The sequence below is a fragment of the Pannonibacter phragmitetus DSM 14782 genome, assembly GCF_000382365.1.
Classification (GTDB): Bacteria; Pseudomonadota; Alphaproteobacteria; order Rhizobiales; family Stappiaceae; genus Pannonibacter; species Pannonibacter phragmitetus.
On sequence record NZ_KB908215.1, the window covers coordinates 290,913 to 316,906 of the forward strand.

31 protein-coding genes are annotated in these 25,994 nt (G+C 64.2%); 9 read left to right on the forward strand and 22 right to left on the reverse strand.

Going from position 1 to position 25,994, the window contains the following annotated elements:
- Positions 1-9: 9 nt before the first annotated feature.
- Positions 10-642: a DUF2460 domain-containing protein gene (locus tag H163_RS0101320; protein WP_026355324.1), complete on the reverse strand. Its 633-nt coding sequence runs from the start codon at positions 640-642 to the stop codon at positions 10-12.
- Positions 643-735: 93 nt separating this feature from the next.
- Here H163_RS0101320 and H163_RS0101330 point away from each other — a divergent pair, with 93 nt between their 5' ends.
- A complete protein-coding gene (locus H163_RS0101330; protein WP_019962736.1) occupies positions 736-972 on the forward strand; it encodes an HP1242/YdcH family protein in 237 nt (78 codons plus the stop codon).
- Positions 973-1,074: 102 nt separating this feature from the next.
- On the opposite strand, the gene H163_RS0101335 is transcribed toward H163_RS0101330, so the two are convergent.
- From H163_RS0101335 to H163_RS0101405, 14 genes are all read right to left on the reverse strand, one after another.
- Complete coding sequence (locus H163_RS0101335; protein ID WP_019962737.1) at positions 1,075-1,656, reverse strand: phage tail tape measure protein; 582 nt, start codon at positions 1,654-1,656, stop codon at positions 1,075-1,077.
- On the reverse strand, positions 1,638-1,874 hold the full coding sequence (locus H163_RS23875) for a phage tail assembly chaperone (RefSeq protein ID WP_244296065.1): 237 nt from the start codon (positions 1,872-1,874) through the stop codon (positions 1,638-1,640). The genes H163_RS0101335 and H163_RS23875 overlap by 19 nt, the downstream gene beginning before the upstream one ends.
- A gap of 8 nt (positions 1,875-1,882) precedes the next feature.
- Positions 1,883-2,233 (reverse strand): gene transfer agent family protein, encoded by a 351-nt coding sequence (locus H163_RS0101345; RefSeq protein ID WP_019962739.1) that lies wholly within the window; start codon positions 2,231-2,233, stop codon positions 1,883-1,885.
- A gap of 14 nt (positions 2,234-2,247) precedes the next feature.
- Complete coding sequence (locus tag H163_RS0101350) at positions 2,248-2,661, reverse strand: phage major tail protein, TP901-1 family (protein WP_019962740.1); 414 nt, start codon at positions 2,659-2,661, stop codon at positions 2,248-2,250.
- A gap of 31 nt (positions 2,662-2,692) precedes the next feature.
- The gene (locus tag H163_RS23500) at positions 2,693-3,100 is read right to left on the reverse strand and encodes a DUF3168 domain-containing protein (RefSeq protein ID WP_019962741.1); all 408 of its coding nucleotides are present in this window, start codon (positions 3,098-3,100) and stop codon (positions 2,693-2,695) included.
- Positions 3,097-3,420, reverse strand: coding sequence for a phage head closure protein (locus H163_RS21910; RefSeq protein ID WP_019962742.1), 324 nt, complete (start codon positions 3,418-3,420; stop codon positions 3,097-3,099). Before H163_RS21910 ends, H163_RS23500 begins: the two co-directional genes overlap by 4 nt.
- On the reverse strand, positions 3,417-3,983 hold the full coding sequence (locus H163_RS0101370; RefSeq protein WP_026355326.1) for a head-tail connector protein: 567 nt from the start codon (positions 3,981-3,983) through the stop codon (positions 3,417-3,419). The genes H163_RS21910 and H163_RS0101370 overlap by 4 nt, the downstream gene beginning before the upstream one ends.
- Before the next feature lie 111 nt (positions 3,984-4,094).
- Complete coding sequence (locus tag H163_RS0101375) at positions 4,095-5,381, reverse strand: phage major capsid protein (protein WP_244296063.1); 1,287 nt, start codon at positions 5,379-5,381, stop codon at positions 4,095-4,097.
- Positions 5,382-5,392: 11 nt separating this feature from the next.
- The gene (locus H163_RS0101380; RefSeq protein ID WP_019962745.1) at positions 5,393-5,881 is read right to left on the reverse strand and encodes an HK97 family phage prohead protease; all 489 of its coding nucleotides are present in this window, start codon (positions 5,879-5,881) and stop codon (positions 5,393-5,395) included.
- A 332-nt stretch (positions 5,882-6,213) separates the two neighbouring features.
- Positions 6,214-6,408, reverse strand: a complete 195-nt coding sequence (locus tag H163_RS0101385) for a hypothetical protein (protein WP_019962746.1) — start codon at positions 6,406-6,408, stop codon at positions 6,214-6,216.
- Positions 6,405-7,598, reverse strand: a complete 1,194-nt coding sequence (locus H163_RS0101390; RefSeq protein ID WP_019962747.1) for a phage portal protein — start codon at positions 7,596-7,598, stop codon at positions 6,405-6,407. The genes H163_RS0101385 and H163_RS0101390 overlap by 4 nt, the downstream gene beginning before the upstream one ends.
- Positions 7,599-7,685: 87 nt before the next feature.
- Positions 7,686-8,930: a DNA-packaging protein gene (locus H163_RS0101395; RefSeq protein WP_040677926.1), complete on the reverse strand. Its 1,245-nt coding sequence runs from the start codon at positions 8,928-8,930 to the stop codon at positions 7,686-7,688.
- Positions 8,911-9,474: a hypothetical protein gene (locus H163_RS23505; protein WP_019962749.1), complete on the reverse strand. Its 564-nt coding sequence runs from the start codon at positions 9,472-9,474 to the stop codon at positions 8,911-8,913. The genes H163_RS0101395 and H163_RS23505 overlap by 20 nt, the downstream gene beginning before the upstream one ends.
- Before the next feature lie 502 nt (positions 9,475-9,976).
- Positions 9,977-11,452, reverse strand: coding sequence for a methyl-accepting chemotaxis protein (locus tag H163_RS0101405; RefSeq protein ID WP_019962750.1), 1,476 nt, complete (start codon positions 11,450-11,452; stop codon positions 9,977-9,979).
- 283 nt (positions 11,453-11,735) lie between these two features.
- On the opposite strand from H163_RS0101405, the gene H163_RS21920 reads away from it, so the two are divergent.
- The 3 genes from H163_RS21920 (at position 11,736) to H163_RS0101420 (ending at position 14,012) form a co-directional block, all read left to right on the forward strand.
- Positions 11,736-12,221, forward strand: coding sequence for a DUF3833 family protein (locus H163_RS21920; RefSeq protein ID WP_081625937.1), 486 nt, complete (start codon positions 11,736-11,738; stop codon positions 12,219-12,221).
- Positions 12,222-12,357: 136 nt separating this feature from the next.
- Positions 12,358-13,290 (forward strand): VOC family protein, encoded by a 933-nt coding sequence (locus H163_RS0101415; RefSeq protein WP_019962752.1) that lies wholly within the window; start codon positions 12,358-12,360, stop codon positions 13,288-13,290.
- A gap of 104 nt (positions 13,291-13,394) precedes the next feature.
- Positions 13,395-14,012: an alpha/beta hydrolase gene (locus tag H163_RS0101420; RefSeq protein WP_019962753.1), complete on the forward strand. Its 618-nt coding sequence runs from the start codon at positions 13,395-13,397 to the stop codon at positions 14,010-14,012.
- Between the two features lie 46 nt (positions 14,013-14,058).
- Here the strand turns inward: H163_RS0101420 and H163_RS0101425 are convergent, their stop codons facing one another.
- Positions 14,059-14,562: a YcgN family cysteine cluster protein gene (locus H163_RS0101425; protein WP_019962754.1), complete on the reverse strand. Its 504-nt coding sequence runs from the start codon at positions 14,560-14,562 to the stop codon at positions 14,059-14,061.
- Between the two features lie 324 nt (positions 14,563-14,886).
- Here H163_RS0101425 and H163_RS0101430 point away from each other — a divergent pair, with 324 nt between their 5' ends.
- The 3 genes from H163_RS0101430 to H163_RS0101440 all read left to right on the forward strand — a co-directional run bounded on the left by H163_RS0101430 (position 14,887) and on the right by H163_RS0101440 (position 18,271).
- Positions 14,887-16,983, forward strand: a complete 2,097-nt coding sequence (locus H163_RS0101430; RefSeq protein WP_081625955.1) for a transglycosylase domain-containing protein — start codon at positions 14,887-14,889, stop codon at positions 16,981-16,983.
- Positions 16,980-17,642 (forward strand): DUF1214 domain-containing protein, encoded by a 663-nt coding sequence (locus H163_RS0101435; protein WP_019962756.1) that lies wholly within the window; start codon positions 16,980-16,982, stop codon positions 17,640-17,642. The genes H163_RS0101430 and H163_RS0101435 overlap by 4 nt, the downstream gene beginning before the upstream one ends.
- A 68-nt stretch (positions 17,643-17,710) precedes the next feature.
- Positions 17,711-18,271, forward strand: coding sequence for a DUF1254 domain-containing protein (locus tag H163_RS0101440; RefSeq protein WP_040677759.1), 561 nt, complete (start codon positions 17,711-17,713; stop codon positions 18,269-18,271).
- A gap of 22 nt (positions 18,272-18,293) precedes the next feature.
- Here H163_RS0101440 and H163_RS0101445 read toward each other — a convergent pair whose 3' ends face one another.
- Together H163_RS0101445 and H163_RS0101450 are read right to left on the reverse strand one after the other, a co-directional pair.
- Complete coding sequence (locus tag H163_RS0101445; RefSeq protein ID WP_026355330.1) at positions 18,294-19,166, reverse strand: hypothetical protein; 873 nt, start codon at positions 19,164-19,166, stop codon at positions 18,294-18,296.
- A gap of 45 nt (positions 19,167-19,211) precedes the next feature.
- The gene (locus H163_RS0101450; protein WP_026355331.1) at positions 19,212-19,409 is read right to left on the reverse strand and encodes a hypothetical protein; all 198 of its coding nucleotides are present in this window, start codon (positions 19,407-19,409) and stop codon (positions 19,212-19,214) included.
- 193 nt (positions 19,410-19,602) lie between these two features.
- Here H163_RS0101450 and H163_RS0101455 point away from each other — a divergent pair, with 193 nt between their 5' ends.
- A complete protein-coding gene (locus H163_RS0101455) occupies positions 19,603-20,778 on the forward strand; it encodes a DUF2336 domain-containing protein (protein WP_019962760.1) in 1,176 nt (391 codons plus the stop codon).
- A gap of 15 nt (positions 20,779-20,793) precedes the next feature.
- Here H163_RS0101455 and H163_RS0101460 read toward each other — a convergent pair whose 3' ends face one another.
- On the reverse strand, positions 20,794-21,648 hold the full coding sequence (locus H163_RS0101460) for a helix-turn-helix transcriptional regulator (protein ID WP_019962761.1): 855 nt from the start codon (positions 21,646-21,648) through the stop codon (positions 20,794-20,796).
- Between the two features lie 118 nt (positions 21,649-21,766).
- Here H163_RS0101460 and H163_RS0101465 point away from each other — a divergent pair, with 118 nt between their 5' ends.
- Complete coding sequence (locus H163_RS0101465; RefSeq protein WP_019962762.1) at positions 21,767-22,660, forward strand: DMT family transporter; 894 nt, start codon at positions 21,767-21,769, stop codon at positions 22,658-22,660.
- Positions 22,661-22,699: 39 nt separating this feature from the next.
- On the opposite strand, the gene H163_RS0101470 is transcribed toward H163_RS0101465, so the two are convergent.
- Genes H163_RS0101470 through H163_RS0101480 form a run of 3 tightly spaced genes read right to left on the reverse strand, consistent with a single transcriptional unit; the run spans position 22,700 to position 25,765 of the window.
- A complete protein-coding gene (locus H163_RS0101470) occupies positions 22,700-23,047 on the reverse strand; it encodes a DUF1491 family protein (RefSeq protein WP_115336543.1) in 348 nt (115 codons plus the stop codon).
- A gap of 42 nt (positions 23,048-23,089) precedes the next feature.
- Positions 23,090-23,989 carry a peptidoglycan-binding domain-containing protein gene (locus H163_RS24655; protein ID WP_019962764.1) on the reverse strand — a complete coding sequence of 300 codons (900 nt, stop codon included), beginning with the start codon at positions 23,987-23,989 and terminating at the stop codon, positions 23,090-23,092.
- A gap of 30 nt (positions 23,990-24,019) precedes the next feature.
- Complete coding sequence (locus H163_RS0101480; protein WP_019962765.1) at positions 24,020-25,765, reverse strand: sensor histidine kinase; 1,746 nt, start codon at positions 25,763-25,765, stop codon at positions 24,020-24,022.
- Positions 25,766-25,994 lie beyond the last annotated feature (229 nt).

A 25,994-nucleotide genomic window follows, 5' to 3' on the forward strand; every position in this document is an offset into this window, starting at 1 on the left:
CAAAGTTTCCTAAAGCCGGATCTCCACCAGCGGGATGGCCGGTGCCTCGCCCGCCTCAAAGTGCGTCAGGCTGAAATCCAGCGTATCGGTGTCGAACCGCACTGGTACATCAAACAGAAACCCTGCCCGCACCTCGGCATCCTGGGCAGGCGCCACAGCCAGCACTACCTCGCCCGAGCCCGCATCAAACGCAAAGTCCGTTGCAGCAAGTTCCACGCCCCCAGAACTCACCCGCAGGCTCCCGGCAACAGGCAGTGTAATGCTGCGGGCATAGGAAAGAATCCCTGCGCCATAGGTCTTGACCAGCAGAAAGCGTGTCCGCTGCCCGTCTCCCAGACCAAGCAGGCTGTCTCCTGCTCCCGATGCTCCTCCGGCCAGGGCTGTGCTGCTGTCAAACGGGTCGCGGAACCGGAACCCGTAAAGCCGCCCCCGTGCCCGCTCGAAGAGCCCCGCCACCGCCCGCAGGTCCATCAGAGACCGCACGCCGGAGCCCGCATCATAGCGCCTGCGGCTGTCAGCCCACCGTGCATTACGTGCTTCCTGGCCGCTAGCCAGCTGCACCACTTCGGTCCGCCGCTCCGGGCCTCCTCTGGCGCCAAAGGCCACTGGCAGCGGAAAGCTCTCGTCGAGGAATCCTGTCACGGCATGCTCTCCCGTGTTCTTGCTGTTTTTTGATCTTGCTCAAGGACTGCCGGAAGCAGCCCCGCCATGGTCTGCCCATCAAGGAGGACCTGCATGAGTCACGTTGCACACGAGCTTCACGAAGAATTTCCGCAGGCTGCCGAGGCGCTGCATGCCTTGAAGCTGTCCAATGCCCATTTCGCCAAGCTCGCTGACGAGTATCACGAAGTGAATCGCGAGCTTCACCGCATTGAGACAGGCATTGCGCCTGCGTCCGATGAAGCCACGGAAGACCTCAAGAAGAAACGGCTTCACCTGAAGGACCAGATTGCGGCCATGCTGGCTGCCTGAAACATCGAAATGCAAGCTACTGACCGGCTGACGTGATTTCACTCAGCCGGTCAGCGCTTCCCGGGAACACCGGCCATTGAGCCCCTCCTCTTCAAGCCGGTGTTAGAGCCCGCGCCGTCCCCGTCCGACGGCGCGGGCCACCATTGCCGAGACCTGCGCTTCCGACCTGCGAAAACTGGGCGCATCCGGCGTGGTCACGTTGACGACCACGGTTCCCCCGACACTACCACCCGGCCCCGCCACACCCAGCCGCCCATCGGCACCGCGCTGCAGGGGTAGAATGGCTTCCGCTCCCGCCTCCCCCATCAGCCCCAACCCGCTGCCATGGCCGAAGAAGGTCGGCGACGACACCACGCCGCCATCCGCAAACAGCGACACGCCGGAGCTGAACAGCCCGGACACACCGCTTGCAACGCTTGAGGCTGCCGAACCCAGCAGGCTGCTCACCGCATTTCCCGCCAGGTTTGTCAGCGGCGCCAGCGCGCTGGAAAGCGTCCGCGAAGACAGGCTCAGCACCATCGATTTCATCACGCTGTCCAGCGATTTGCCACTGACCACCGCCGTTCGAAGCCCGGCATTCAGCACGCGGGAGAAGTCGCCCGCCGTCTTCTGCATGTCCTGCATCTGCTGCGCCATGCGGTCGAGGTCCGCGCCCCCCGCGCCAATCAGGCTGTCATCTGCCATCCCGTTTCTCCTTCATCCGGAAAACGCTGCATCAGCGCCTCCAGCCCCCGGCGGTTGAGAGCGCCCGCTCCCCGCCGGAGGCCCAGCGCGAAGGCCAGTTCACGCGGCGTCGCGGCCCAGGTTCCAGCCGGGCTCCAGCCGAGGCGCCCCATGGCGGCATGAAGCACCGCCTCCCATGGAAACGCCCCGGCCCCGCCCGCCGCAGCCCTATCCCCCACGCCGCCTCTCAAGGGCGCGTGGGGCCCATGGCTGCCTCCGCTGTCTCATCAGCTGCACCAAAGGTGATCCGCAGCAGATCCGCCGCAATCGCCGCGAAACCGGCCACGCCGCCGGGCGCCCGCATCATCGCCACCTGCTCGTCGGAAACGCTGTTGCCCGCCCCGCGCAGCCCCGCACCAAGGACGCGGATGATGTCCCGCGCCGCCAGCCGCCCGCTGGCAAAGCGCTCCACCAGCCCCTGCAGATCCTCGCAGGCAAAGGCGCTCTCCAGTTCCGCCAGCGCGCCAAGCGTCAGCACCAGCGTCCATTCCCGCCCGTCCAGCATGGCGCTGATTTCGCCTCTCAGCCGGTTCGTCATCCCTGCCGCTCCCCTCAAAGCGCCGTGAAGGCCAGTTCGCCGGCGGACTCGAGAGCGATCTCATAGGTCACCTCCCCGTCATGCTGCCCCGCATATTCCAGCGCCGTGATCTGGAACGGCCCCTGAAGCGTGCCGAAATCCGGGATCACCACCTGAAAGGCCCTGATCTCGCCACTGAAAAACAGCGCCCGCGCTGTCTCGTCCGCACTGGCATCACGGAAAAGGCCGGAGCCCGAGATGCTGGCACTGCGGGTGCCAGCCCCGGCCAGCAATTCCCGCCAGCGCCCGGCACTGTCCGCATTGGTGATGTCCACCGTTGCTGCATTGAGCGCGATCCTGCGGGCCCGAAGCCCCGCCAGTGTCACAAAGGAATTGCCGCTGCCCGTGCCGAGCTTCAGCAAAAGGTCACGTCCACGCTGCGCCGCCATTGCGCGCTCCTTGCCGTTTGATGTGTTGCAGTCAGTCTTCCGGGCCGGTCACGGCGCGCAGGCGCAGTGCCGCCCGCCAGCTCCGCCCGTCCCTCAGCCGTTCGCTGGAAGTCTCGACGGCCCGCAGGTCAGCCAGATGCCAGCCGTTCAGACTGAGGCCGGAACCGAAGAGCGCCGCTGCCGCCGCCATAACGCCCTTCACCGCCTCATCGCGGCTGTCCGCGCGGGAATAGAGCGCCAGCACCACCTGATGCTCCATGCCCTCGTCCGGCTCACCGGCCAAAGGCCGGGACGTGATGCTCTCCAGCGTCAGATAGGGATGCGCCGCACTGCGCGGCGCCCCGTCGTGCACGTGCCCCGCGCCGAGAATCAGCGTCAGGTCAGCGTCAGTGGAAAGCCGGGCAATCAGCGCGTCGCGCAGCGCCATTTCGCCGGTCATGCCTCTTCCTCCTCGCACAGGCACTGGGTCCAGCGCCTCCGCCCATCCGGGTCCGCAGCGGCCAGAACGCGATAGCTCTTCGCCCCATCCGCAATCCGCCATCCACCCGCGATGTCTTCCCGGTGCCGCACGCGGATTTCGTGTGTTGCCACCCCGTCGGCACGGGTATCACTCGCCCGCTCGGCCTGGCTGCGCAGCCGCACCGCCGCATGGTCGGCGCCCATGTCCTCAAAGCTTGTCTGCGCCGCGCCCCCGGCATCCGCCGTCCGCTCCGGCTTCCACAGCCGCACCAGACGGCGCAGATCCCCCGCCCCGCTCACAGCAGCACCAGACGATAGGTGGAAAGCAGCCGGTCCAGCGCCTGCGGCATGGTGCCGTTGCCGAATTCGACGGAGGCCTCCCGGTTCTCGTACCAATGCGCCGCCAGCAGCAGGATTGCCTGCCGCAAAGGCTCCGGCACCGACGAACCATTTGGCCCGTATCCGGCAATGAACTCGATCTGGATCCCGTTCACCGGCTCAACCGGCCCAATTCCCGGCGCCGCCCTGAGGCTTCCCGGCTCCGAGCCCCTGTAGAACCGCCAGGCAGAAGACGGCAGAGGCTGCGGCACCCCGTCCCCGTCCACTAGGTTCACCGCCAGCACGTCCTGCACCGGCCCCACCGGCAGGCGCACCGCCCGCCCAGCAGGCCAGGCATCCAGGATTACGCGGAGCGTCTGGGTAATCAGCGCCCGCCGCGTCAGGCCCTCCACATGCTGGCGCGCCGCCTTGATGTAATGTTCCAGCAGGGCATCTTCCTGCATGTGAACAAGGCGCACCTGCGCCCGCAGTTCGGCCACGCTCACCGGCTCCACCGCTGGCGGGCTCGTCACCATATGGGTCATCTTGTCCTCGGAAAATCACGCCACCCGCGCGGCCAGAAAAAGACGGGCAGAAAAAAGGCCGCCCCGGTCAGCCGGGACGGCCCATCTTCATCTCATCGGCTCAGCCTGCCCTCAGGCGGAGAACACCAGCAGCTTGATGGCCGCGAAGTCCTGCACGCCGCCACCGACGCGCTTGGTCGTGTAGAACAGCACATAGGGCTTGGCCGAGTAGGGATCCCGCAGGATGCGCACGCCCGTGCGGTCCACCACCAGATAGCCGCGGCGGAAATCACCAAAGGCAATTGCCGCAGCACCCGTGGCAATATCCGGCATCGCCTCCGCCTCGCTGACCGGGAAGTTCAGCAGGGTCGCCGGCGCATCGGAACTCACTGGCGGCTGCCAGAGATAATTGCCCTCACCATCCTTCATTTTGCGCACCGCCGCCTGCGTGCGCCGGTTCATGACGAAACGCCCGTTCTGGCGGTAGCCGCTCTTCAGCGCATAGACGAGGTCGATCAGTTTGTCCGCCGGGTTGGTGGCGGCAAAGGCGGCATTGACACCCGTGTTGAGCGTCCCGAGCGAGCCCCAGGCCCAGGCATTGTCCGCAAGGCGCGGCACCGACAGGAAGCCAACCGGCTTGTTCACCCCGTCGCCATTGACAAAGGCCGCGCCCTCCTGCTCGGCAAAGGCCGTCTCCACCTCCTCCGCAAGCCACTCATCCACATTCACCGCCGCATCTTCCAGCAGCGAGGCGGTTGCCGCCGGCATCGCGTAGAGTTCCATCGCCGGGAAGGTCAGTTCCGCCAGCGACGGCGCAGAGGTCTGCGGCCGCGCCGAAGTCTCCCCCACCCAGCCGGTCTGCGGGCCGGAGATGGCGAAGGGCTTCTTGAACACGCTCGACGACACCTGCCGGTTCCCCGCAATCGCACGGATTGGAGAAACCGCAGCAAGGCGCCCGAGAATACCGGCCTCGGTCTCCTCCGGCACCAGATAGCCGCCATCGGGATCAGAGCCGATGGACATGGCCTTCACCTCCAGCGGCCTCAGGCCCTCATCACGGCCGGAGCGCATGTAGCCTTCAAAGGCGGTCTTGTGCTCCAGCGCTGCCGCATTGCCCTCAACCATCCGGTGGCTCAGCTCAGGGCGGCGGCTCTTCAGTGACAGTTCGTCGAGGCGGCGGCGGGTGGCGTCCAGCGCCGTATCCAGCCGGTCCAGCCGCTCCAGCGTCAGCACATCGGCCGAACCGCGCCGCTCGATATCCGAAAGCCGCTCCTCATTGGCCTCGCGGTAGGCCGCAAAGGCCGCATACATCTCGTTCAGCGGATGCTCGCCGGAAACGGACGGAGCAGCGCCCGCCTTGGTCTCGTAGGGCGGCACGCTCTTGGTCTCAAGGCCGTGATCCACCGTCATGCCGTTCATCTCGCAATCCATCATGCGTCTCCAGTTGCAGAAGAGGACAGAGACGGCACGGGCTTCAGCCGCGCCGCATCCAGCAGCGGAAAGGTCACCAGCGACACTTCCCAAAGATCGATCTCGGCCAGCCGCCGCAGCGCGCTGCCTGCCATTTTCTGAGCCTTGATCGCCCGGAACCCGATGGAGAGGCCGTCCAGAGCCCCCGCCGTGATCAGCAGCGCCGCCTCCCGCCCAAGCTCCAGCCCGGTCAGCAGCCGCCCGGCCACATAAAGGCCCAGCTGGTCCTCCTCGATCCGGTCCCAGATGCCGATGGGGCGCGACGGGTCATGCTGCCAGAGCATGCGGACGCCGGAGGCGCCCCGGCGGCCCAGCGCGGTCCGGAACGCCCCCTTGGCCACCACATCGCCGCCGCCATCACTCAGGTTGAACAGGCTGGCATAGCCCGCGATCCGCAACGCGGGCTCACCGGCAGAAGCGGCCGCCAGGCGCTTGACGCCAGCCTTCATGAGGCCCTCCCGTCACCGGTCCGCTCACCAGCCCCGGCCAGCTGCGCCAGACGGCAGACAAAGGCTGCAAAAACAAAGCGATGGCAGCGGTTACCCGTGTGTTTGGGCAAGCCTGAGCCCTCGCGGCGGGCATCCGGCGCCCGCCCTCGCAAAAATCCCAGCAATGTCATGAGGTTCTTTCCTCTTTTGTCCGGTTTGATTCCGGACGAGGCTTTTCTGACGTACGTCAGAAGCTTCACATCCTGAGTCCGGAATGCCGCGTCAGCCAATTTCACCTAGCGTCAGAATGCAGCCCGATTCATGAGTCATTCCAACGCGCTGCCTGCATCCTCTCAACCCGCATCACGGTCGTTGAAGATCTGATTCAGACGGTCAATCTCATCCACGAAGTCGCCGAAGCGCCGGTTGCAGGCCGCAAGCTCCTTCAGCAGTGCAACAGCCAGCGCCGATGCGGAAGCGGCCCACAGGAACAGTGCCAGATGCGCCAGGTCGCCCCGTTCGATGACGGCCTGCGTCACACCACTCATTCCCCGGCCTCATCGTCTTCGGTGCCATAGCCTACCGCCTGCCGTTTCTCGTCCCGGCTCAGGAAATCCGCCTCCCCCACCCGCCGCCACAGCGCCTCGCGCTCGGTGGACAAGGCATCGATGACATCCAGATCCGGCTCCAGCTTCAGTCCCTCGCCGAAGGCAGGCGCCAGCCAGGCTGAAAGGCTCAGTGCGGTCCTGCGCACCATCGGCAGCACGCTCTGCCGCCAGAAGGCCCGGTTGGCTTCCTGATAGTTGGCGAAGGTGTTGTCGCCCGGAATGCCGATCAGCATCGGTGGCACGCCGAAGGCCAGCGCGATCTCCCGCGCCGCCTCGCGCTTGGCCTCGATGAAGTCCATGTCCTTCGGCGTCAGCCCCATGGGCCGCCAGTCCAGCCCCCCTTCCAGAAGCAGCGGCCGCCCCGCATTGCGCGCCCCCTGATAGCCCGCCTCCAGCTCCGCCTTCAGCCGCTCGAACTGGTCTGCCGAGAGGTTCACTCCCTCCCCCGCCCCATAGACCAGCGCACCGGAGGGCCGCGCCGCATTGTCCAGCAGCGCCTTGTTCCAGCCCGACGCCGCATTGTGGATGTCGAGGCTCACCTGCGCCGCCTCGATGGGGGCAAAGCCGTAATGGTCCGACAGCGGATGGAACAGCTTCAGCTGCCGCACCTGCGCCGGCTCTCCCGCATTCCCTGCCTCTCCGGACAGGCGCACGGTCTTCGCCCCGTTGCTGTAGTCGAAGGCCGCCGGCCAGCCATCTGCCCCCGGCACCACCTTCACCCGGTCCGGGCGCAGCGCATGCAGCTCACGGGGGCTGCCGTCCAGCGGCACCTGCTCCACATAGGCATTGCCCGCCGTCAGCAGATGGCCATAGACCTGTTCGAGGAAATCCGGTCCGCTCTGTCCCGGATTGGGCCGCCCCAGCAGCGCGAGCAGCGGATGGCGCACCAGCTCCTCTTCCCCCTCGAACAGCAGCAGCGGCACACTTGCCGCTGCCTCGCTCACCATGCGGATCACCCGGTAGACAACCGGGTTGCGGCAATACCCCTCCCGCGACAGGGCGCCATAGTCACGCGGGCTCCAGACGGGCCGCCCCGCCGTCTGCCAGGCGATCACCGGCGCCGTTCTTGAAGCTTTCTCTTCAACCGCAGGCGCCTTGCGAAAAGAGTCCAGAAGCCGTCCCAAGTTCATGATTTCAGACTCCTTTTTACGCCGTCTTCACGTGGTGAATCAGCGTCTTGAGACTGTGATTCAGTGCAGGAGAATTCGGGCGGAGGATTAAAGCTGGCGCAGGCGCGGCTCTGCCCGCCCGCCCATCAGCAGCTCCGTCAACGCCCAGACAAGCGCATCCATCCGGTCCGGCGAACGGCCGCTGGAAAGACCCGAAGGCCCGAAGTCGGCCATCTCGTCTTCCAGCTCCGGCATGGTGCCAACGTGATGCACCCGGCCTTGCTCATAGAAAAGCGCCACCGGCTCGGCCCGCGCAAACTTGCCCCGGCTCGCGCGGACAGACTTCACCGGCACGGTGGGATCTGCCGCATGGATCACCTCCCGCACCATGTCACCGCCCTGGTTCACCTCCGCCACAAGGCAGTCCGCCTCGTGGTGATGCCACAGCGCCACCGCCTTCGCCGCCCAGTCGGAAGGGCGCGCCTGTGCCATGCTGTGGTCGCCCAGCACATAGGCCTGCCCGGCCTCCGTGATCCCCGCCACCACCAGTCCACAGGCGTCCGACCGCTTGGTCGCACTGGCAGGCGGGTCGATGGCAATGACGATGCGGGCGAAACTCTCCGGCGCCCGGCTCACCCGGCAGGCCTCCAGCAGGTCCCGCCGCCACAGCGCACCGGGCCGGTCCTCGATCAGCTCACCGTCCAGCTCCTGCCGCCCCAGCCGTGTGCCCGCATAGCGCGCCACCACCTGTTCCAGAAATCCCGGCGCCAGAAACAGCGCATTGTCCCGCGTCCCCGCCCGGCTCAGCACCGTTGCCGGCATCTCCATGATGCGCTTCAGCAGCGGCACCGCACGCGGTGTCGTCGTCACCAGCTGCCGGGGCCGCAACCCCAGTCTCAGTCCGAATTGCAGCATGTCGAAAGTCTCCTCGCCGTGGCGCCACTTGGCCAGTTCATCGGCCCAGGCGATGTCAAATTGTGGCCCGCGCAGGGCCTCCGGATCTTCCGAGGAAAAGGCCTGTGCAATGGAGCCATTCGGCCACTCCAGCCGCCTGCGGCTGGCGTTCCACTGCGGCCGCTCCGCCTTGGGGTGAATGGCGAGCAGGCCCGAGACGCCCTCGATCATCACCTCCCGCACGTCGCCATAGGTTTCCCCCACCAGCGCGATCCGGCCGGCAGGTCCATGCGGCGCGCACCAGCGGTGGCCCAGTGCCATCGCCCGCACCCATTCGGCCCCGGCCCGCGTCTTGCCCGCCCCGCGTCCGCCCATCATCAGCCAGATGCCCCAGTCCCCGTCGGGCGGCAGCTGGTGCTCATGGGCGAAGGTCGGCCAGTCATGCAGCAGAAACGCCATCTCCGCCGGGGTCAGGCTGTCCAGCACCGTGCCGATCCGCCCCGCCGTCCGGCAGGCTGCCAAGGCGGCGCGCAAGTTCCTCGCGCATCTGTTCGGGATCGCCTGTTTCATCCGCCTCCCCGCTCTGGTCCCTGTGCAATTCCAGCAGCGTGTCGAGCGTGCGGGCCAGGCTCGCCAGTGTCTTGGCCCCCTGATCCATCTCGGTCAGCTTCAGCTCGCCCTTGGCCAGTCCCGCCAGCCGCTCTTCCAGCTGCGCCACCTGCGCCTCGAAGGCCCGGTAAAGCCGGACCACCATCACGCCACGCGCTTCCGGCCCCGCCGCCGCAAAGGCTGCCGCATCCAGCGAAGGCACCGCAGTCTCCGCCGCGCCCTTCGCCGTCCGCCTGCGCCGCACCGGCGCCTTGGGCACCGCCTCAGCTTTCAGCCCTTCTCCGCCTGCCGCGGCTGGAGAAGCTGCCACCTTGCGGCTGCGCGTGCCCTTGAGCGCTGCAGGCACACGTGTCCCGTCCCTGCCCGGCCCTTCCGCCGTTGCATCCCCTGTCATCCCGCCGTCTCCGGAGTGTTCAAAACGCGCGTGCCGCGCTCACAGGCAAACCACCTGCGCCAGTCTCATAAGCCTCACCAACCGGCGCAAACCGCTGGCCCGGGCTCATTACAGCTCAAACAAAAAACGGGCCAACCAGCCCTCGCTGGCGCCCGCCAAAATCGTCATCCGAATTCTATCCCTCACCGGTCCATGTCAGACTAAACCGCCGCCGGAACCAGATGCGCGCCGCAGCCGCACTTTTCGGATCATGACAAAACCATACCCAGACAGCGCGCGGGTGTCAAGGATTATTTTCCTATTCCGTTGCAAGAATACCGGCCCAGCTTCGGGCCGGCGAGGTTATGACAAACGGGCTTTCTTTCTTTCGTCATGGTCGGGCTTGTCCCGACCATCTGCAAGTCATTGATTTGTATAGATCCTCTGCACAAGGCCGAGGATGACGAAGGAGAGGTCTATGGTTTGTCAGCAATGGTCCGGGCCGGTTTCACATCTTTCCGCCTCAGGCAATCCTGCGCGACATTTCCCGCACTTCAGACGTCGCCTGCGCAATACGCTCCGAGGAACTGCTGATATCGCCCATGCTCGATGTGATCGACTGCACTCCCGTGGAGGCCGCCTGCATGTTGTGCGAAATATCCCGCGTAACAGCCGTCTGCTCCTCAACCGCCGCCGCGATCGTGGACGAAATATTCCTGATGCTCTCGATTGTTGCAAGGATGGAACCAATCGCCTGCCCCGCGCGGTCTGCAGAGCTTTGCACCGAGGCAATCTGTGCCGCAATGTCCTCCGTCGCCTTGCTGGTCTGGGACGCAAGGTTCTTCACTTCCGACGCCACCACCGCAAAGCCCTTGCCTGCTTCACCGGCGCGCGCCGCTTCAATGGTGGCGTTGAGGGCCAAAAGGTTGGTCTGACCGGCAATGGCTTCGATCAGTTCCAGCACTTCGCCGATCTTCTGCGAGTTGGCATTCAGCCCTTCCATGATCTGGCGGGACTGGGCCGCCTCTTCGGCCGCCTGCGCGGAAATTCCGCTGGCCTGGTTCACCTGCCGGCTGATTTCGGCAATCGAAGCCACCAGTTCCTCGGACGCCGCGGCAACAGTCTGAACATTACCCGATGCGTTGGATGACGCAGCCGAAACCTCGCGGATCTGACTGTTGGCGATATCCACTTCACCCGCGATACTCGCCAGCTCTGCAACAATCTGCCTCTGAATCTCCTCACGCACCATTCTCTGGCGCACAGATTCCGTCCGGTCGACCGCAAACTTGACGACCTTCACGACGCGTCCGCCCTCATCGAACACGGGGTTGTAACTTGCAGCGATGTAGACATCCACGCCCCCCTTACCCAGACGGTGAAAGTCACCAGCCTGAAACTTTCCCTGACGCAGGTTCTCCCAGAATGCCCGGTAGTCTGCACTCTTCGCCCCTTCCGGAGGCATGAACATGCTGTGATGGCGCCCCTTGATCTCATCCAGGCGGTAGCCAACCGTTTTCAGGAAGTTCTCGTTGGCCTCGACGATCGTGCCATCCGGCTCAAACTCAATGATGGCATTCGAGCGGTTGATGGCGGAGAGCTTGCTTCCGGTCTCCAGCGCCGCGCGTTTTGCGGCAGTGACATCCGCCGCCACCTTGATGACACCGGTTACTCTGCCGCCCCGGCCGACAATCGGGTTGTAGGATGCCTGGATCCACACATCGCGCGCCCCCTTGGCGATGCGCCGGAACTCCCGAGAAGACCATTTTCCAGCCGCCAGATCCCGCCAGAACTCCTTGTAAGCTGGCGTATTCACCTCTTCGGCCGGAACGAAAAGGCTGTGATGCTTCCCGGTGATTTCGCTCAGCTTGTAGCCCATGACATCCAGAAAATTCTGGTTTGCCGACACGATCAGCCCCTCGGGGTCAAACTCGATGATCGCCTGCGAACGCCCGATTGCGTCGAGCTTGGATCTTGAAAGAGAGATAAGCGTAAACATCGAGAACACCTCAAAAAAGCGGCGGCTCAGCCTGCAGTATATGGATCGGTTGCAAGGGCTGTTGCCTCATACGAAATTCCCCTTAAAAACTTAACGAAGCCCTGAACATCAAATAGAATGAAGTCAGTACTAACACGTATTTTTTCAAGAAAACGCACAAATCTGAGATCCAAACTCAAAATCCCAACGTAGTTCCCCTGAAAAAGGAGGAGCAATCATGAATTTGAAGGTTGAGTTATTTATGTTTAGTAAACTTAAAAAGATACTACTGATAATTTTAACTATGATAATTTCAACTACCTCATGGGCAAATAGCGAAAGCGCAGGGCAACGCCTCGTTCTTGAAGATTACTTCCGGGGCACCACGACCGCCCGGGGAGTGTTCGAAAGCAAGATCGCAGGCGTGCGGCGCGAGTTCACCGTCAAGCTCACCGGCACATGGGATCCCAGGACGTTCACCCTCCGCCTGCGCGAGGATTTCGTCTACGATGACGGCGAGAAGGACACCAAGATCTGGTTTTTCCAGAAAGTCGCAGAAGACCGCTACATCGGCCAGCGCTCCGATGTGCTGACCCCGGTCAACATCGGCTATCAGGGCGACAGCATCGTCTTCACCTATCCGGTCGAAGTGCCCTTGAAGGACGGCAGTGTCGCTCTGCGCTTCTACGACACGCTCACCCAGACCGGCCCTCGCACCGTGCGCAACACGGCCACCGTCATGAAATACGGCATCACCGTGGGGACTGTTGACCTGACTTTCACGAAGTAAGTCCGGCAGCCGCTGACTGTTCACACACATTGAACATCAGTCGAGGCCAAGACCGGCTAATCAGATCGCGGATCACCACCTATGTTCACTCCAGAACGAGGGCGCGGCACCGCCGCGCCAGATCAGGAGATAGAAAATGATCACGCAGATCAAAGGCCTGCACCATGTCACGTCGATTGCTGACGATGCCGTGGCGAATAATGCTTTCTTCACCCGCGTGCTCGGCCTGCGCCGCGTGAAGAAGACTGTCAACTTCGACGCCCCCGATGTCTATCACCTCTACTATGGTGACGAGACCGGTTCGGCTGGCACGGTGATGACCTATTTCCCCTTCCCCGGCGCCCGTCAAGGACGCCCGGGCACGGGGGAGGTTGGCACCACGCTTTTCTCGGTCCCGAAAGGCTCGCTCGGCTTCTGGCAGCAGCGGCTCGCTGACGCCGGGGTTGCCGGACTGGTCGAAGACACGGCCTTCGGCCAGAAGCGCCTGCATTTCTTCGGCCCCGACAACGATGCATTCGCGCTTGTTGAAGTCGATGTCGATGCCCGCGCGCCCTGGACTGCCGGCGGCGTCACGGAGGACGCGGCTATCCGCGGCTTCCACTCCACCAGCCTGCGCCTTCGCGATGATGGTGCAACGGCGGAACTGCTCGGCTTCATGGGTTATGAACTGGCAGACTCCGCCGAGGGCGTGAAGCGTTTCGCGGTGCCCGGCGGCAATGGCGCCCATGTCATTGATGTGGAAACCATGCCCTCGATTGCCCCGGCCGTCTCTGGCGCCGGTTCCGTCCACCACATCGCCTTCGCGGTGGAGGACAGGGCCGCCCAGCTTGAGGTCCGCAAGGCCCTCATGGACACGGGCTATCAGGTCACCCCGGTGATCAACCGCGACTACTTCTATGCGATCTATTTCCGCACGCCCGGCGGCGTGCTGTTCGAGATCGCAACCAATGAACCGGGCTTCAACCGGGATGAGGACACGGCCCATCTGGGCGAAGCACTCAAGCTTCCCACCCAGCATGCCCACCTGCGCCCCTATCTGGAAAAGCAGCTGGTTTCACTGGAAGGCTGAAGTTCTCTCCCGGTGGGCACGTCTCACCGGGAAAGGACCAAGCCCCTGCGGCGTCTGAGCCTATTTAAGGCTTGATCCGTCAGCATCGAAAGACTTGGTATGACATGACCACAGCGTCCTACACCACATACGAGCGCCCAGCCCCCGGCGGGGCGCCTGCTCCCCTCGTCCTCGCCTTTCACGGTACGGGCGGGGATGAGCACCAGTTCGCGGGGCTTTCGGCGGAGCTTTTCCCGCAGGCCACGCTCCTCAACCCCAGAGGCGATGTCTCGGAAGGCGGCGCCCTGCGCTTCTTCCGCCGCACCGGCGAAGGCGTCTATGACATGGTGGACCTTGCGGCCCGCACAGATCGCATGGCAGCCTTCATCGCCGACCAGACGGCGCGTCTCGCACCACCCAGGGTCTTCGCCTATGGCTATTCCAACGGCGCGAACATTCTGGCGAGTGTTGCGTTCCAGCGGCCGGATCTGTTCAGCGCCATTGCGCTTCTGCATCCGCTCATTCCCTTCACACCGCAGGAGAATGCGGGCCTCTCCGGCCTGCCGGTCCTGATCACCGCCGGGCGGCGTGACCCGATCTGTCCCGCGCCTCTCACACAGTCGCTGGCGGACTGGTTCACGGGCCAGAAGGCGGATGTGGAACTGGTCTGGCACGATGGCGGCCACGAGCTGCGGCAAGGCGAAATACAGGCGCTCGCCGCCTTCGCCAGCTCCAATCTCTGACCAGACCCGCCGGGCTGCATCGCAAGATGCTGTCCGGCGGCGTTTTTCAGGCCTCTTGTGAAGGCTTTTCCAGCGCCTCTTCCGGCCATTCCTCCGGCCAGCTGACCACGTGGTTCTCGTAATCCTCGATCTCGATCCCCGCTTCCGTCACCGTGCGCCCGGATACGGAAATGCCTGCCAGATGCACCGTCTCCGGCGAGCCCGAGATCAGCGGATGCCACCAGGCCAGATCCTCCCCGTCCCGCACCAGGCGGTAGGCACAGGTTGGCGGCAGCCATGTCAGCGTCCGCACTTCAGCCGGCGTCAGCTGGATGCAATCGGGCACCGTTTTGGTCCGGTTCGCATAGTCGCGGCAGCGGCAGGTCGTGCCATCCAGCAGCTCGCAGGCCACGTCCGTCCAGACAATCGCCCCCGTGTCCCAGTCTTCCAGCTTGTTGAGGCAGCAGCGGGCACAGCCGTCGCACAGCGATTCCCATTCGGTCTGCGTCATTTCCTCCAGTGTTTTTGTCTTCCAGAAGGGCGCATTTCCCGGGTTTTCCGCTTCGGTCATTGAATTCATGTTCGCTTTCGGCTTCCCTTGCGGGACAGGGTATGTCACTCGATAGTTTCCTTATCACCATCTGCAGGGCACAGGTAGCTTGCGGTGACGTCGGACCAGCACAACGGCAACGGAAGCCCGCCGGAGAACGGCAGCAAACCGGATTTGGACAGCCCTTCTGAGGCTGCAGCGGCGGAGGCTGGCCAGCAGGATGCGGTGCGCGCTGAAACTCACGCGCAGCCCGAGGCTGAAGTCCATTCCGTGCCATCACCTCCTGAGGAAAAACCCCGGCAGCCGTTTGCCACCCGTCCGCGCCGGTCGCTGCCGGCCCTTCTCATGTCGATCGACGCCTGGCTGGATACGGCCCTGTGGCGCAGTTGGCAGGCCATCACGGACGGCTGGGATGCTTATTCCCGGTTCCTGCGCCGTTTCCGCGCACGCGGCATCTGGCGCGGCCTTGCAGAGCTTGGCTCGGATGGCTTCACCTTCGGCCTTCTCGGCTTCATCATCCTGCTCACTTTCGCCCAGCCGGCATTTGAGGCGACACGCGTGGCGGACTGGCGCACGACGGACGACTTCGCCGTCACCTTCCTCGACCGCTTCGGCAAGGAAGTCGGCCGGCGCGGCATCGTTCTCAATGACACGGTGCCTCTCGATGAGATCCCCGACATCCTGATCAAGGCAACCCTTGCAACCGAAGACCGCCGTTTCTTCGAGCATTTCGGCATTGACGTCCTGGGCACCGCCCGCGCCATGGTCGAGAACCTGCGCGCCCGCACCGTTGTGCAAGGCGGCTCCTCGCTGACCCAGCAGCTTGCAAAGAACCTCTTTCTTTCCAATGAGCGCACACTCGAGCGCAAGATCAAGGAGGCCTTCCTGGCCTTCTGGCTGGAGGCCAATCTCTCCAAGCGCGAGATCCTGAAGCTCTACCTCGACCGCGCCTATATGGGTGGCGGCGTTTTCGGCGTCACGGCGGCGTCCGAATTCTATTTCCGCAAGAACGTGCGCGAGCTGACGCTGGCTGAGGCCGCCATGCTGGCAGGCCTTTACAAGGCTCCGACCAAATACGCGCCGCACATCAACCTGCCCGCTGCCCGCGCCCGCGCCAACGAGGTGCTGAGCAACATCGTGCAGGCCGGCTTCATGACCGAAGGCCAGGTCATCGGAGCCCGCCGCAATCCTGCGGTGGCCGTTGACAGGTCACAGGATCAGGCGCCGGACTTTTACCTCGACTGGGCTTTCAACGAGGTCAAGCGCCTCGCCCGCCGCCATCCGGCACTGGCGCGCGACCGTATCGTCACCGTCCGCACCACACTGGACCCTGCCCTGCAAAGAGAGGCTGAGCAGTCCGTCGATGCGATCATGCGCCAGTTCTCGGAAGAACGCCGCGCCCGCGAGGCGGCCATCGTAGCCATGGTGCCCGATGGCGCCGTGCGCGCCATGGTCGGTGGCAGGGACTACGGCGCCAGCCAGTTCAACCGCGCCGTGGACGCCCTTCGCCAGCCCGGCTCTTCTTTCAAGCCTTTCGTCTACATGACGGCTTTCATGAATGGCTACTCCAAGGACAGCATCGTTCCGGATGCCCCCGTTTCCATCGGAAACTGGAGCCCGCGCAATTACTCGCGCGGCTATGCCGGTGCAATCACCTTGAAAGAAGCCCTCACACGCTCGATCAACACGATCCCTGTCCGCCTGTCCATTGCTCTCGGCCGTCCCAAAATCATCGAAATGTCCTATCTCATGGGCATCAGTCACGAGCTGCAGAACTCCACCTCTCTGGCGCTCGGCTCTTCGGATGTCTCGGTCATCGACATGGCTGCGGGCTACTCGGTCTTCGCCAACGGCGGCTACAAGGCAACGCCCTACACCATTCTGGACGTCCGCAGCTCCGGCGGCACCGTCATCTATGACCGCGCCCGGAACGAGCCTGCCCCTCAGCGCATCCTGCCGGAAGAGAAGGTGTTCGAGATGAACGACATTCTCGTCAACGTGGTGGAGCGCGGCACCGGAAGGCGCGCGCTGCTGGAAGGGGTCGTGGCAGCAGGCAAGACCGGCACCACTTCCGCCTACCGTGACGCATGGTTCGTTGGCTACACTGGAAACTTCACCGCCGCCGTCTGGGTGGGGAATGACGATTTCACCGGCACAAACAACGTCACCGGCGGCACGCTTCCGGCCATGATCTGGCAGCGGTTCATGGCCTATGCTCATGAAGGCATCGAAATCCAGCCCATTCCCGGCGTGGATGCCACCAAGATCAAGCCTGCCAAGCAGCTGGCTGCAAGACCGGAAGTGGCAGGCACCGGCAGCCAGCCGCGCATTCTCAACAGCCGCTCGCTGGCGGTCATCACACAGATCGGTGATGCACTCACCGCCATTGGCCAGACAGCCAGCGCGGCAAGCATGGACAGCAGCGGAGCGGTCCAGCCATGAACGCCCGTTTCGAAGCTGGCCCGGACTTGAATTGGAAGGAGCTGGAAACACCGGCTGTCCTGTCGCGCCGCAAGCCGCACCCGCTCTGGCGGGCCTTCACCATCACCCTGCTCTTTGCCGGCGCTCTCATCATTGGCGTTGGATCAGCCTATCTCGCTCTCAGCCGGGAAGATCTTTTTCAGAGCGTGCGCATTGGTGTCTGGGGCGCTCATCCGCTGGCAGGCACGCCAGAGGCCGATCCCTATTCTGCCGCCATTTTTGCACGGCTGGGCCGGGTTCCGCTGGCCTCCGGCGAGGGAGTGGCCTTCATCGCCCGGGAAACATCAGCGGGCCGCCCGCTCCGCCCGGGCTGCACCTATCTGATTTCTGGCCTCACGCCTTCTGCGCGCCTGTGGACGCTGACCTCTGCTGACGGAGAGGCCCGTCTCGTCCCGGTACCGATGGACCGGCTCTATCTCGACAGCAACCAGATCCTGCGCAAGCCGGACGGCTCCTTCGACATCACGGCCTCCGCCCGCCCGGCGCCTGGAAACTGGCTGCCGACAGGAAAGGGCCCGGGGCTTTCCTTCATCCTGCGCCTCTATGACGCCCCCATCACAACGGGCTCGTCCCTCGCCGGACTGACCATGCCGGCGATCACCGAGGTCTCGTGCCCATGAGCGCCGCCTTGACCGGATCTCTGCGTTTGACCCGCCTCGTAAGCCGTGCGTGGCGGCGGCTCCGGGCCATGCTGCCCCGGTTTCTGCTCTGGCTGTTCGCAATGCTGCTGATCGGCGGCATCATTCATATCTTCGTGGTTCTGACTGTTCCCGGCCACGTCCGCGCCAAGGCATTTGCCGAGTTGCGTCAACTGGGCCCGGACCGCATTTTTCACGTCCTGCCGCCCATTACCGGCGGGGCGGAACTCGCCCCCATGCTGGACCCGGCCATGCGCCATGCCGTCTGCTGGTTCCGCCTGGAGGATGGCCCTCTCGCGCTGGCAGCCAATGTGGACTCACCCTTCTGGTCCATGGCCCTGTTCAACGGGCGTGGAGAGGTGGTCTACAGCCTCAACAACCGCACCTCCGGCTCAGGCGCCTTGGCCATGCTGGTTCTCACCTCGAGTCAGCTGTCGATCCTGCGCGAGAATCCGCCGGAGAATCTGGATGAGATGATCGTGATCGAGACCGATCAGAACGAAGGCTTTGCCCTCTTGCGTGCCTTCGTGCCGGATTCTGCTGCAGATCCGGTCCTCGCTGATGAGCTGGGCGCGGCCAAATGCATGGACCTCTCCACGCCTGATAAATAACTTCACTAGCGCCGGAAATGGCTCACTTTTGATCTGCGGGACGCTCCAGCCCCCAGTTGTTGTAGATGCGCGAGCGCTTCAGATCCTCAGGTGTATCGAACCGGTTCTCCGCCGCGCAGCCGGTCTCCGTCAGACGGACCACCTCCTCCAGCTCCTTGATCGCCCGGTTCGTATCCCAAAGCCGCGAGCCGGATGGCGTCTCGATTTCGAAGTGGTCAGTTGCCGTCTGATAGGCCTGGATGCGGAAACGCAGCGCCTGTGCCACCCAGCCGATGTAGGCACGGTTTTCCCACACACGGGCATTGGCGCCCTCGAACGTATCCTGCGTCAGGATATCCCGGCGCGACACCGCCGCCAGCCGCTCCCGGTCGGCCGCCTCCACGCGCGCTGCCACCTCACAGAACGGCGGCACCAGCTTGGCATCTCCCCGCGCATCCGCAGAGATCCGGTCAAACCGCGCCTCGCTGGAATTGAATTTTTCGGACCCGAGGAACACAGAATAGAGCGTTACCGGAACCTTGCCGTCCTTTTCAGGCAACAGCCGTGTGCGGGCCAGCTCCACCTTGGTGCCGCCGATCCAGTCCTTCGCCCAGGGCGGGCGGATCAGCCCCCAGCCAAGATCCCGCAGCAGCTTTTCATCATCCGTGAGAATAAACTCCGACACCGGCTCACCGCGCACCCGTGCCGCAAGCTTCCCGGCTTCGGGCATGATCGTGTCATGGATGACGGACGGCTGCGCCCGGCCGAAATCACCCGTTGGCCGGCTGCACCCTGCAATCAGCACGGCGCAGCACATCAGCGGCAGAGCGGCTGCACTCAGAGCGCCGCGTGTCGTTCGCGAAGGCCGGATCGCAACACAGGCCGGCCGGGCATTGTTTGCCCTGGTAGTGGTCATGCTGGCGTTCCCTGGCCATGGGTGGCGGCAGGCACGCCTTATGCGTCACTCCGCCTCGGGCGCAGCCTGTCCGGCTGGTGTTCCGATGGTCCCGATTCGGGCGGCAAGATCAAGCGCTTCCCGCTCGATACGCACTCCGGGGAACAGAACGACCACGTCTTCCTGTGAAACAGGCCCCAGCCCGCCCGCTGCTTTGCGCTGCGGCCGCCTTGGTGCCATGCGGAAATCAAGCACGTAACCCATCGCTTCCTCCATCAGCAGCTGCTCCGGCAAATGGCTCGGGCGGTTTCAGGACTGTGGACACTTACGCTGGTTTTCAGAGTAACGCCCCTGCAGGGTTAACAGGCTGCTAACGCTTTATGTCTAATTTTAGCCACTGGACTGGGGGTAGCCTGTCCGTCCTTGTATTGAGTATCTGGCTGTAGCGGCGCGTATCATGTCATCAGTTCCGCCTGGTCGCGGTCCCAACTTCCTGAGCGGCAATCCGGATCTCACCCGGCGCGAACGCTTGCTACTGGCGGCTACGGAGCTGTTCGTGGCCCGTGAACGCCACGACCGGCAGGAAATCCGCGCCTTTGGCGAACTGGCCATCAATCTATATGAAGGAACCGATGTAGCCGACCGGCGCCGCATCGCCTGCCTTGCCGCCCGCGCCAGCGATATTCCGGCCGAGTTTCTCGATCTTCTCGCCCGCGACGCAGACGCACTCGTCGCCTATCCGATTGTCCTCCATGCGGCCATGATCAGCACGCAGGCGCAGCTTCTCATTGCAGAGCGCGGACCGGAGAGCCTGCGCCGGGCCTTGATCCGCCGTGAAGATCTCGTTCCTGCCGCCCAGACCGTGCTCGCCCGCAACGCCGATGCCCAATCGCTTCAGCAGCTTCTGCCCCGTATTGATCTGGCGACCCGGCCCGAAATCCTCGCAGCGCTCAGCGAGCGCGCCGATGTCATGGCCGTGATCGGGCCGGATCTGGCCGCACGCGCCCTGCTGCCGTCCCCGCTTCTGCTCGCCAACTTCCCGTTTCTGGATCATGCAAACCGTCTGCTGGCCATTGGCGCTGCGGAACTGCGCGCCCTTGGCAACTTGACCCGGCAGGGCGGCAAGCGCCCGCCCCGCCCGGCTTTCAAGCCCGCCTTGCTGCAGCGGCTGCGTGAGACTGCACTGTCCGGTGGCCACAAGGCATTTGCGGAAGGCATTGCCTATGCACTGGGGCTAGATGCCGGACTTGCCCTGCATCTGGCCGCAGACGAACAGGGCGAAGCCCTGACTGTCTGCCTGAAGGTACTCGGCTTTGACAGCGAGAGTGCAACCGCAATGCTGGTGCGCCTTGGCGGCGTCACGCTGGATCTTGCACGCCTGCGCAAGCTTCAGCACCTGTTCGAGAACATGTCCCTCGATGCGGCTGATTGCCTGCTGACCAGCTGGCGCCACAGAAGTGAAATCATCGACGGCGAGATTCAGCAGGCCGCTGCCGCCCGGCTTCAGCAGCCGGGAGGCGCCCGCGCCGGCCAGCGCCCGCAGGACATTGCCCGCCCCGGCGAACGCCCGCTGCCCACCCACAGGCCCGCACCGCGCACGGTTCCGTCAACCCGCCGCATCACCAGCGTCTGACGGCAGCACGGACATCTATCGCAGTTGCCCGGCGGCTCCTGCGGCAAGCTCCCGGTAGCGTCCTGGTGTCATGCCCGTCTGCTTGCGGAAGGCCCGCGTCATGTGGCTCTGGTTGGCAAAGCCGCAGGCAGCCGAAACCCCTGCCGCCGTTTCCCCTGCCCTCAGCAGCTGCTTGGCCAGATTGATCCGCTGCATCATCACCCATTCGCTGGGCGCCATGCCGCGCGCCAGCTTGAACATGCGGTGGAAATGAAACACGGAAAGGCCCGTCAGCGCGGCAAGGTCCTCCAGATGGATCACGCCGTCCATATGGGCCCGCACCCACTCATCCACCCGCCGCAGCTGATGCGGGCTGAGCCCGCCTTTCAGCACCGGTGCACCACGCGTGAGATGCGCCACCATCACGGCAAAGGCCTCATCTGCCTTGAGAGCATCTTGAACCATGGCCGCCTCGGCGATCCGGAACAACGGCAGAGCGATGGAAGGCGCCGCCACAAAGGTTTCATCCCGCAGGTCCAGCCGCCGTGCGTCGCAGTCATGCACCTCGGCGAAGGCTGCACGCAGCGCCTTGTCGCTGACATAGAGATGCACGAAGCGGAAGGGCTCGGTGATCTTCCAGTCGGATGCCTCCCCCTCCGGCATCACGCAGACGGCCCCCTGCCAGCCGGCCAAGGCGCCCTTGTCGAGCCGTGAGGTGCCGGTTCCACCCTGAAGATAGAGGCTGAACGTATGCCGCTCCGGCGCTTCGTAGGACACTTCGTCGTCATGGTTTTCCCAGACCGTCACCGAACGTTCAGCCCCCATGCCGAGATGGGCGGCCGCAAAGGCGGTGGCAGACTGACTGAGAAAGTCGTGAACGGTCGGGCGCATGACCACTTTCTACATCATTGACGGCCTGCAAGGCAGAGGCTGGACGGAGAATACCGCAAGATCGTGCAAGCCTTGCATTCAAGAGACAGCGTAACACCGGCAGGCAAGGAGCCTGCCCATGACCAACATTCTGCTTTTCGCTTCCACCGTCCTGCTCTGGGGCACCACCTGGATCGCCATTGCCTTCCAGATTGAGGCTGCGCCTGTCCCGGTCTTCGTCTCCATCTTCCACCGCTTTGCGCTGGCAGCCCTTGTCATGGTCGCAGGGCTGGCGCTCATGGGCCGCCTGCGCCGCCCCCGTGTCTGGCGTTTTGTGTTCGCGCAGGCGCTTTGCCTGTTCTGCTGCAACTTCATCGCGCTTTACACGGCCACAACGCTCATCCCTTCCGGCCTCGTTTCGGTGATCTTCTCGCTGGCCTCGCTCTTCAACGCGGTGAATGCGCGGATCTTCTTCGGCGACAGGATCACGCCGCGCACGCTTGTTGCCGCAGCCCTCGGGGCCTGCGGGCTGCTGCTGCTGTTCTGGCACGATCTGACGGTCGACTTCGACATTTCCGTGCTGAAGGGCATCGGCTGGGCGGCACTCGGCACCTGCTTCTTTTCGCTCGGCAACATGGCCTCGCGGCGCAACACTGCAGAAGGCGTTCCCCCAGCCACGGCCAATGCCTGGGGCATGAGCTTTGGCGCCATTGCCTTGCTGGCGATCATCTACGCCACCGGCAACACCCTGGTGACCCCGCCCTCTTCGACCTATTGGCTCGCCGCCGGATACCTCGCCGTCTTCGGCTCTGTGGCAGGTTTCACGGCTTATCTGATGCTTGTCGCACGCATCGGTTCGGCCAAGGCAGGCTACGCCACGGTGCTGTTTCCAGTCATCGCCCTTGCCGCCTCCAGCCTGTTTGAAGGCTATCAGTGGACGCCCGAGGCCATCGCCGGACTGGCGCTGACCGGTCTGGGCAATCTGGTGATGTTCACGAAGGTCAGCTTCCGTCCGGCCAGAGCCGCGGCATGAACGCAACGGGCGTCTGACTCTCTCCCCGCCGCCTTGCGGTCAGGCATCCGTATCAACCACCTGCAGCAGATCTGTACCGCCCTTGCTCTCGATTTCGACGACCCAGAAATCCGGGTCCATCCGCTTTTCGCTTTCAAGACGCGCCTGAGCCTCCTCGCGCGTGCCTTGAAAGATCAGCAGTTCGAAAGCCCGGTCATCGGCCGCCGTATCCATGAAGGCCTGTGGCGCGGGACCATAGAGATCAACAGTGCCGTCCATCCGGTCCACCAGCACGAAAACGACCCCGGCTTCTTCCGCACCCTTGCGGGTGGTCGCGGCAAAGCTACCGGCCGTAAAGACCTGCCGCACCAGCGCGCTGACGAAAAATCTGGATGTAAGCCGCGGCATGCGCATTTCCTTCCTGCGGGCCAGCCCGCAAGGCAGGCCCGGTTATCCCTCGAACGGAATCCCTGTGAATTCTTCGAGCTCACGAATGAGCGAGGGCGACACCTGTCCGGTGATGGCGAGCCCCCGGTCCAGCTCGAAGCGCTGAATCGCGTTGGCGGTGTTGTCGCTCATCATGCCGTCTGCCCGCAAGGGGCCATAGCCAAGTTCCGAGAGTAACCGCTGCACCTTGGCCAGCTGCCCGCCGCCATTCTCCGCCACCTGCGCGCTGCGCCCCACTTCCTGAGGGGGCACAGGCACTGTGCCTGTTGCGGTGGGAAGCGGCACCTGGCGCACGGGCTGTGCCTGTTCGACAAGGGCTGCAATCGTTGCCGGGGCAGCAGACTGCGCCACGGCTGCGGCCGGGCTCGCTGCAGCTGCGCTGTTGCGATGTGCCGGGCTGGCGAAAGGTGAAGGTCTCGGCAAGGGCACCGCCCCGGCGCCACCGCTGGCAGCAGCACGCTCCACCAGCCCTTCGGTCTCCATGAGCAGACGCGCAAGCAGGGCGCTGTTCACCTCGCCGCTTTCCGGCAGACCTGCAAGGATCTCATAACGGCGGACGGATCTTTCCGTTGCCGGGCCCACCATGCCGTCCAGCAGCCCCTCGTAAAGGCCGAGGCGGCGCAATTCGGTCTGCACGTCCAGAACCAGCGTTGAAACCGCCTGCGGCATCACCGCACGGTTTTCCTGGGGCACCACTTCGCTGTGCCGCTCGCGCGTCACGACAAGCGGTGCAGGATGGCGGCCTGGCTGAAGCCCAACAGCGTTGGCAATGATCAGGCATCCGGTCAGCGCCATGACGATGGAACCACCGGCCGCGACGGGATTGTCCATCGCAGCCGTGCCCATGCGGGCAACCAGCCCCTCGCGGGGCGGCGGTTCAGGGTCAACTCGCTTGCGTGCCATGCGCTCCAGTCCGCTCTCCGCTTTCCGGCCTCAGGCCACCGTTCGCACCGGCAGATGACCTGCCTTGCGCGGTGAATTTGTTTTTGCTCCTGCCGCAGAGGGCGGCAGAAGAACCGTCATGCTTGTCCCGTTGCCCCGTGTCGCATCAACACGGAAGCTGCCCCCATGCAGCTCGGCAAGGCCTCTCACGAGGGCAAGACCGATCTCAGCACCAGGCAGCGGCTCCGGCTGCCCGCGCCGCGAGGCTGCGCCTGCATCCGGCAGCATCCCTGTCGCCGTCACGCGGAACTCCGCACCATTGCCAAGATGCCGGGCCAGAAGCTCGACCCGCCCACCCGCTTGTGCCGACTTCACGGCATTGGACAGCAGATTGATCACGATCTGGCGGCAAGCAACCTCGTCCGCCGGAAAACTTCCCAGCGCCGGATCGATTTCGCTGACCAGCGCAGCATTGCGCAGCCGCGCCTCATCTGCCGCCACCCGCACACACTCCTGCAGGCAGGCAACCAGATCCGCCTCAGCCCGGCTTCCGGGCTTGAGAGGAATGGCCGGCTTGTGCTGCCCGGATATCATCCCGTCCACCACGTCCAGCAGATGGGTGCTCGACGCATGGATCAGGTCAGCATATTCGCGCCTGCGGGCAGCATCGCTCAGGCTGTCTGGCCGTTCCCGCAACACATCGGAAAAACCGGCAATCGCGGTCAGGGGCGCACGCAGTTCATGCCCGGCCTCAGCAACCGTCCGCGACACATTCTCTTCGGCAGATCCCGCATTGCTATGGCCCGCCGCTTCCCGCAGCACTGCAAGCACGCGGCCCGACCTGTCTCTCGCATCCGTGCGCGAAGCCGGGCGGCATTCGATCAGAACGCTGCGGTAATCGGCCGTTCCCGCCTCACCCGGCCGGTTCCGTCCCTGCCGCAGCCGCACATCAAGGCTCATGGCGCAACGGTCGCGCTCCACATCCGACACCATCTTCAGGAAGGCCGGCCGGTCCGCCACATGCAGCCGCTGGAACAGCCCTTCCCGCTGGACCTGCCGTGCGCTGGCGCCAAGCAATGCCTCGCAGGATCCGCCGATGGAAATCACGTCACCGCCTTCGCCCAGCAATGCAACCATGCCGCTGGCCTCGTCATTGACCATCTTCAGGCGGCTTTCCAGATGGCGGAACAGGCCCTCGCCGCGCTGCTGCTCTTGCGCAATCTTGACGCCCATCATCATGGCATAGGCGAGAGCACCGCCAGAGGAAATGGCCAGCGCCGCTTCCGGGCTGCCGGACAGCGCATAAACGGGCGCCACGGCTCCCAGCAGGGCCAGCAGCCCAACTTCGGCAATACAAAGCGCCGTCACGTAGAGAATCGCGCGCCTGTCTGCGGTCAAGGCTGCCTCGACGGGCGCCAGAATCAGCCAGATCAGGGCAAAGGAAGCGATCCCGCCCGTTATGGCCGCAATGCCGCCAATGAACAGCGCAAAGACCCCCGCAGAAGCGGCCTGTGCCACCGTCAGATTGCCCGTGCGCGACAGGAACAGTGCCAGCGGCCACTGAGCCAGAGCCCAGCCGAGAATCAGCGTCAGGGGCAGCGAGGCAGGCCCGGCAACGGCGAGATGCAGCGGAAACAGAAGCAGAGCGGCCGAGCCTGTCACCAGATTGGCCGTGATAAAGGCCTTGTGGCGCGGCGCGCGCAGCTCATCCCCTTCGACGGACGGATGTACCAGTCCCTCGACAAAACGGGCTATGGGCTGGCCATAGATGGTTAGGAACCTGGATACGCTACGCAACACACTCACCACGGGACCGGTAAGCCCGGTACCTCCAGTTTCTCGTTACCCGATTTTTCGCGCGGATCACTTAAGGAACGTTGAAGGCGGATGGAAACTCCTCAAAAGCCCCGGCAAAAAAACACCAATCCCGCGCAGCCCCTTGGCTCCAATCCGCTCAAATTTGAATCAAGTTTGCCGAAAAATATATTCAACATTCTGTTTTCTTTGAAGAAAATCACCCTCCGCA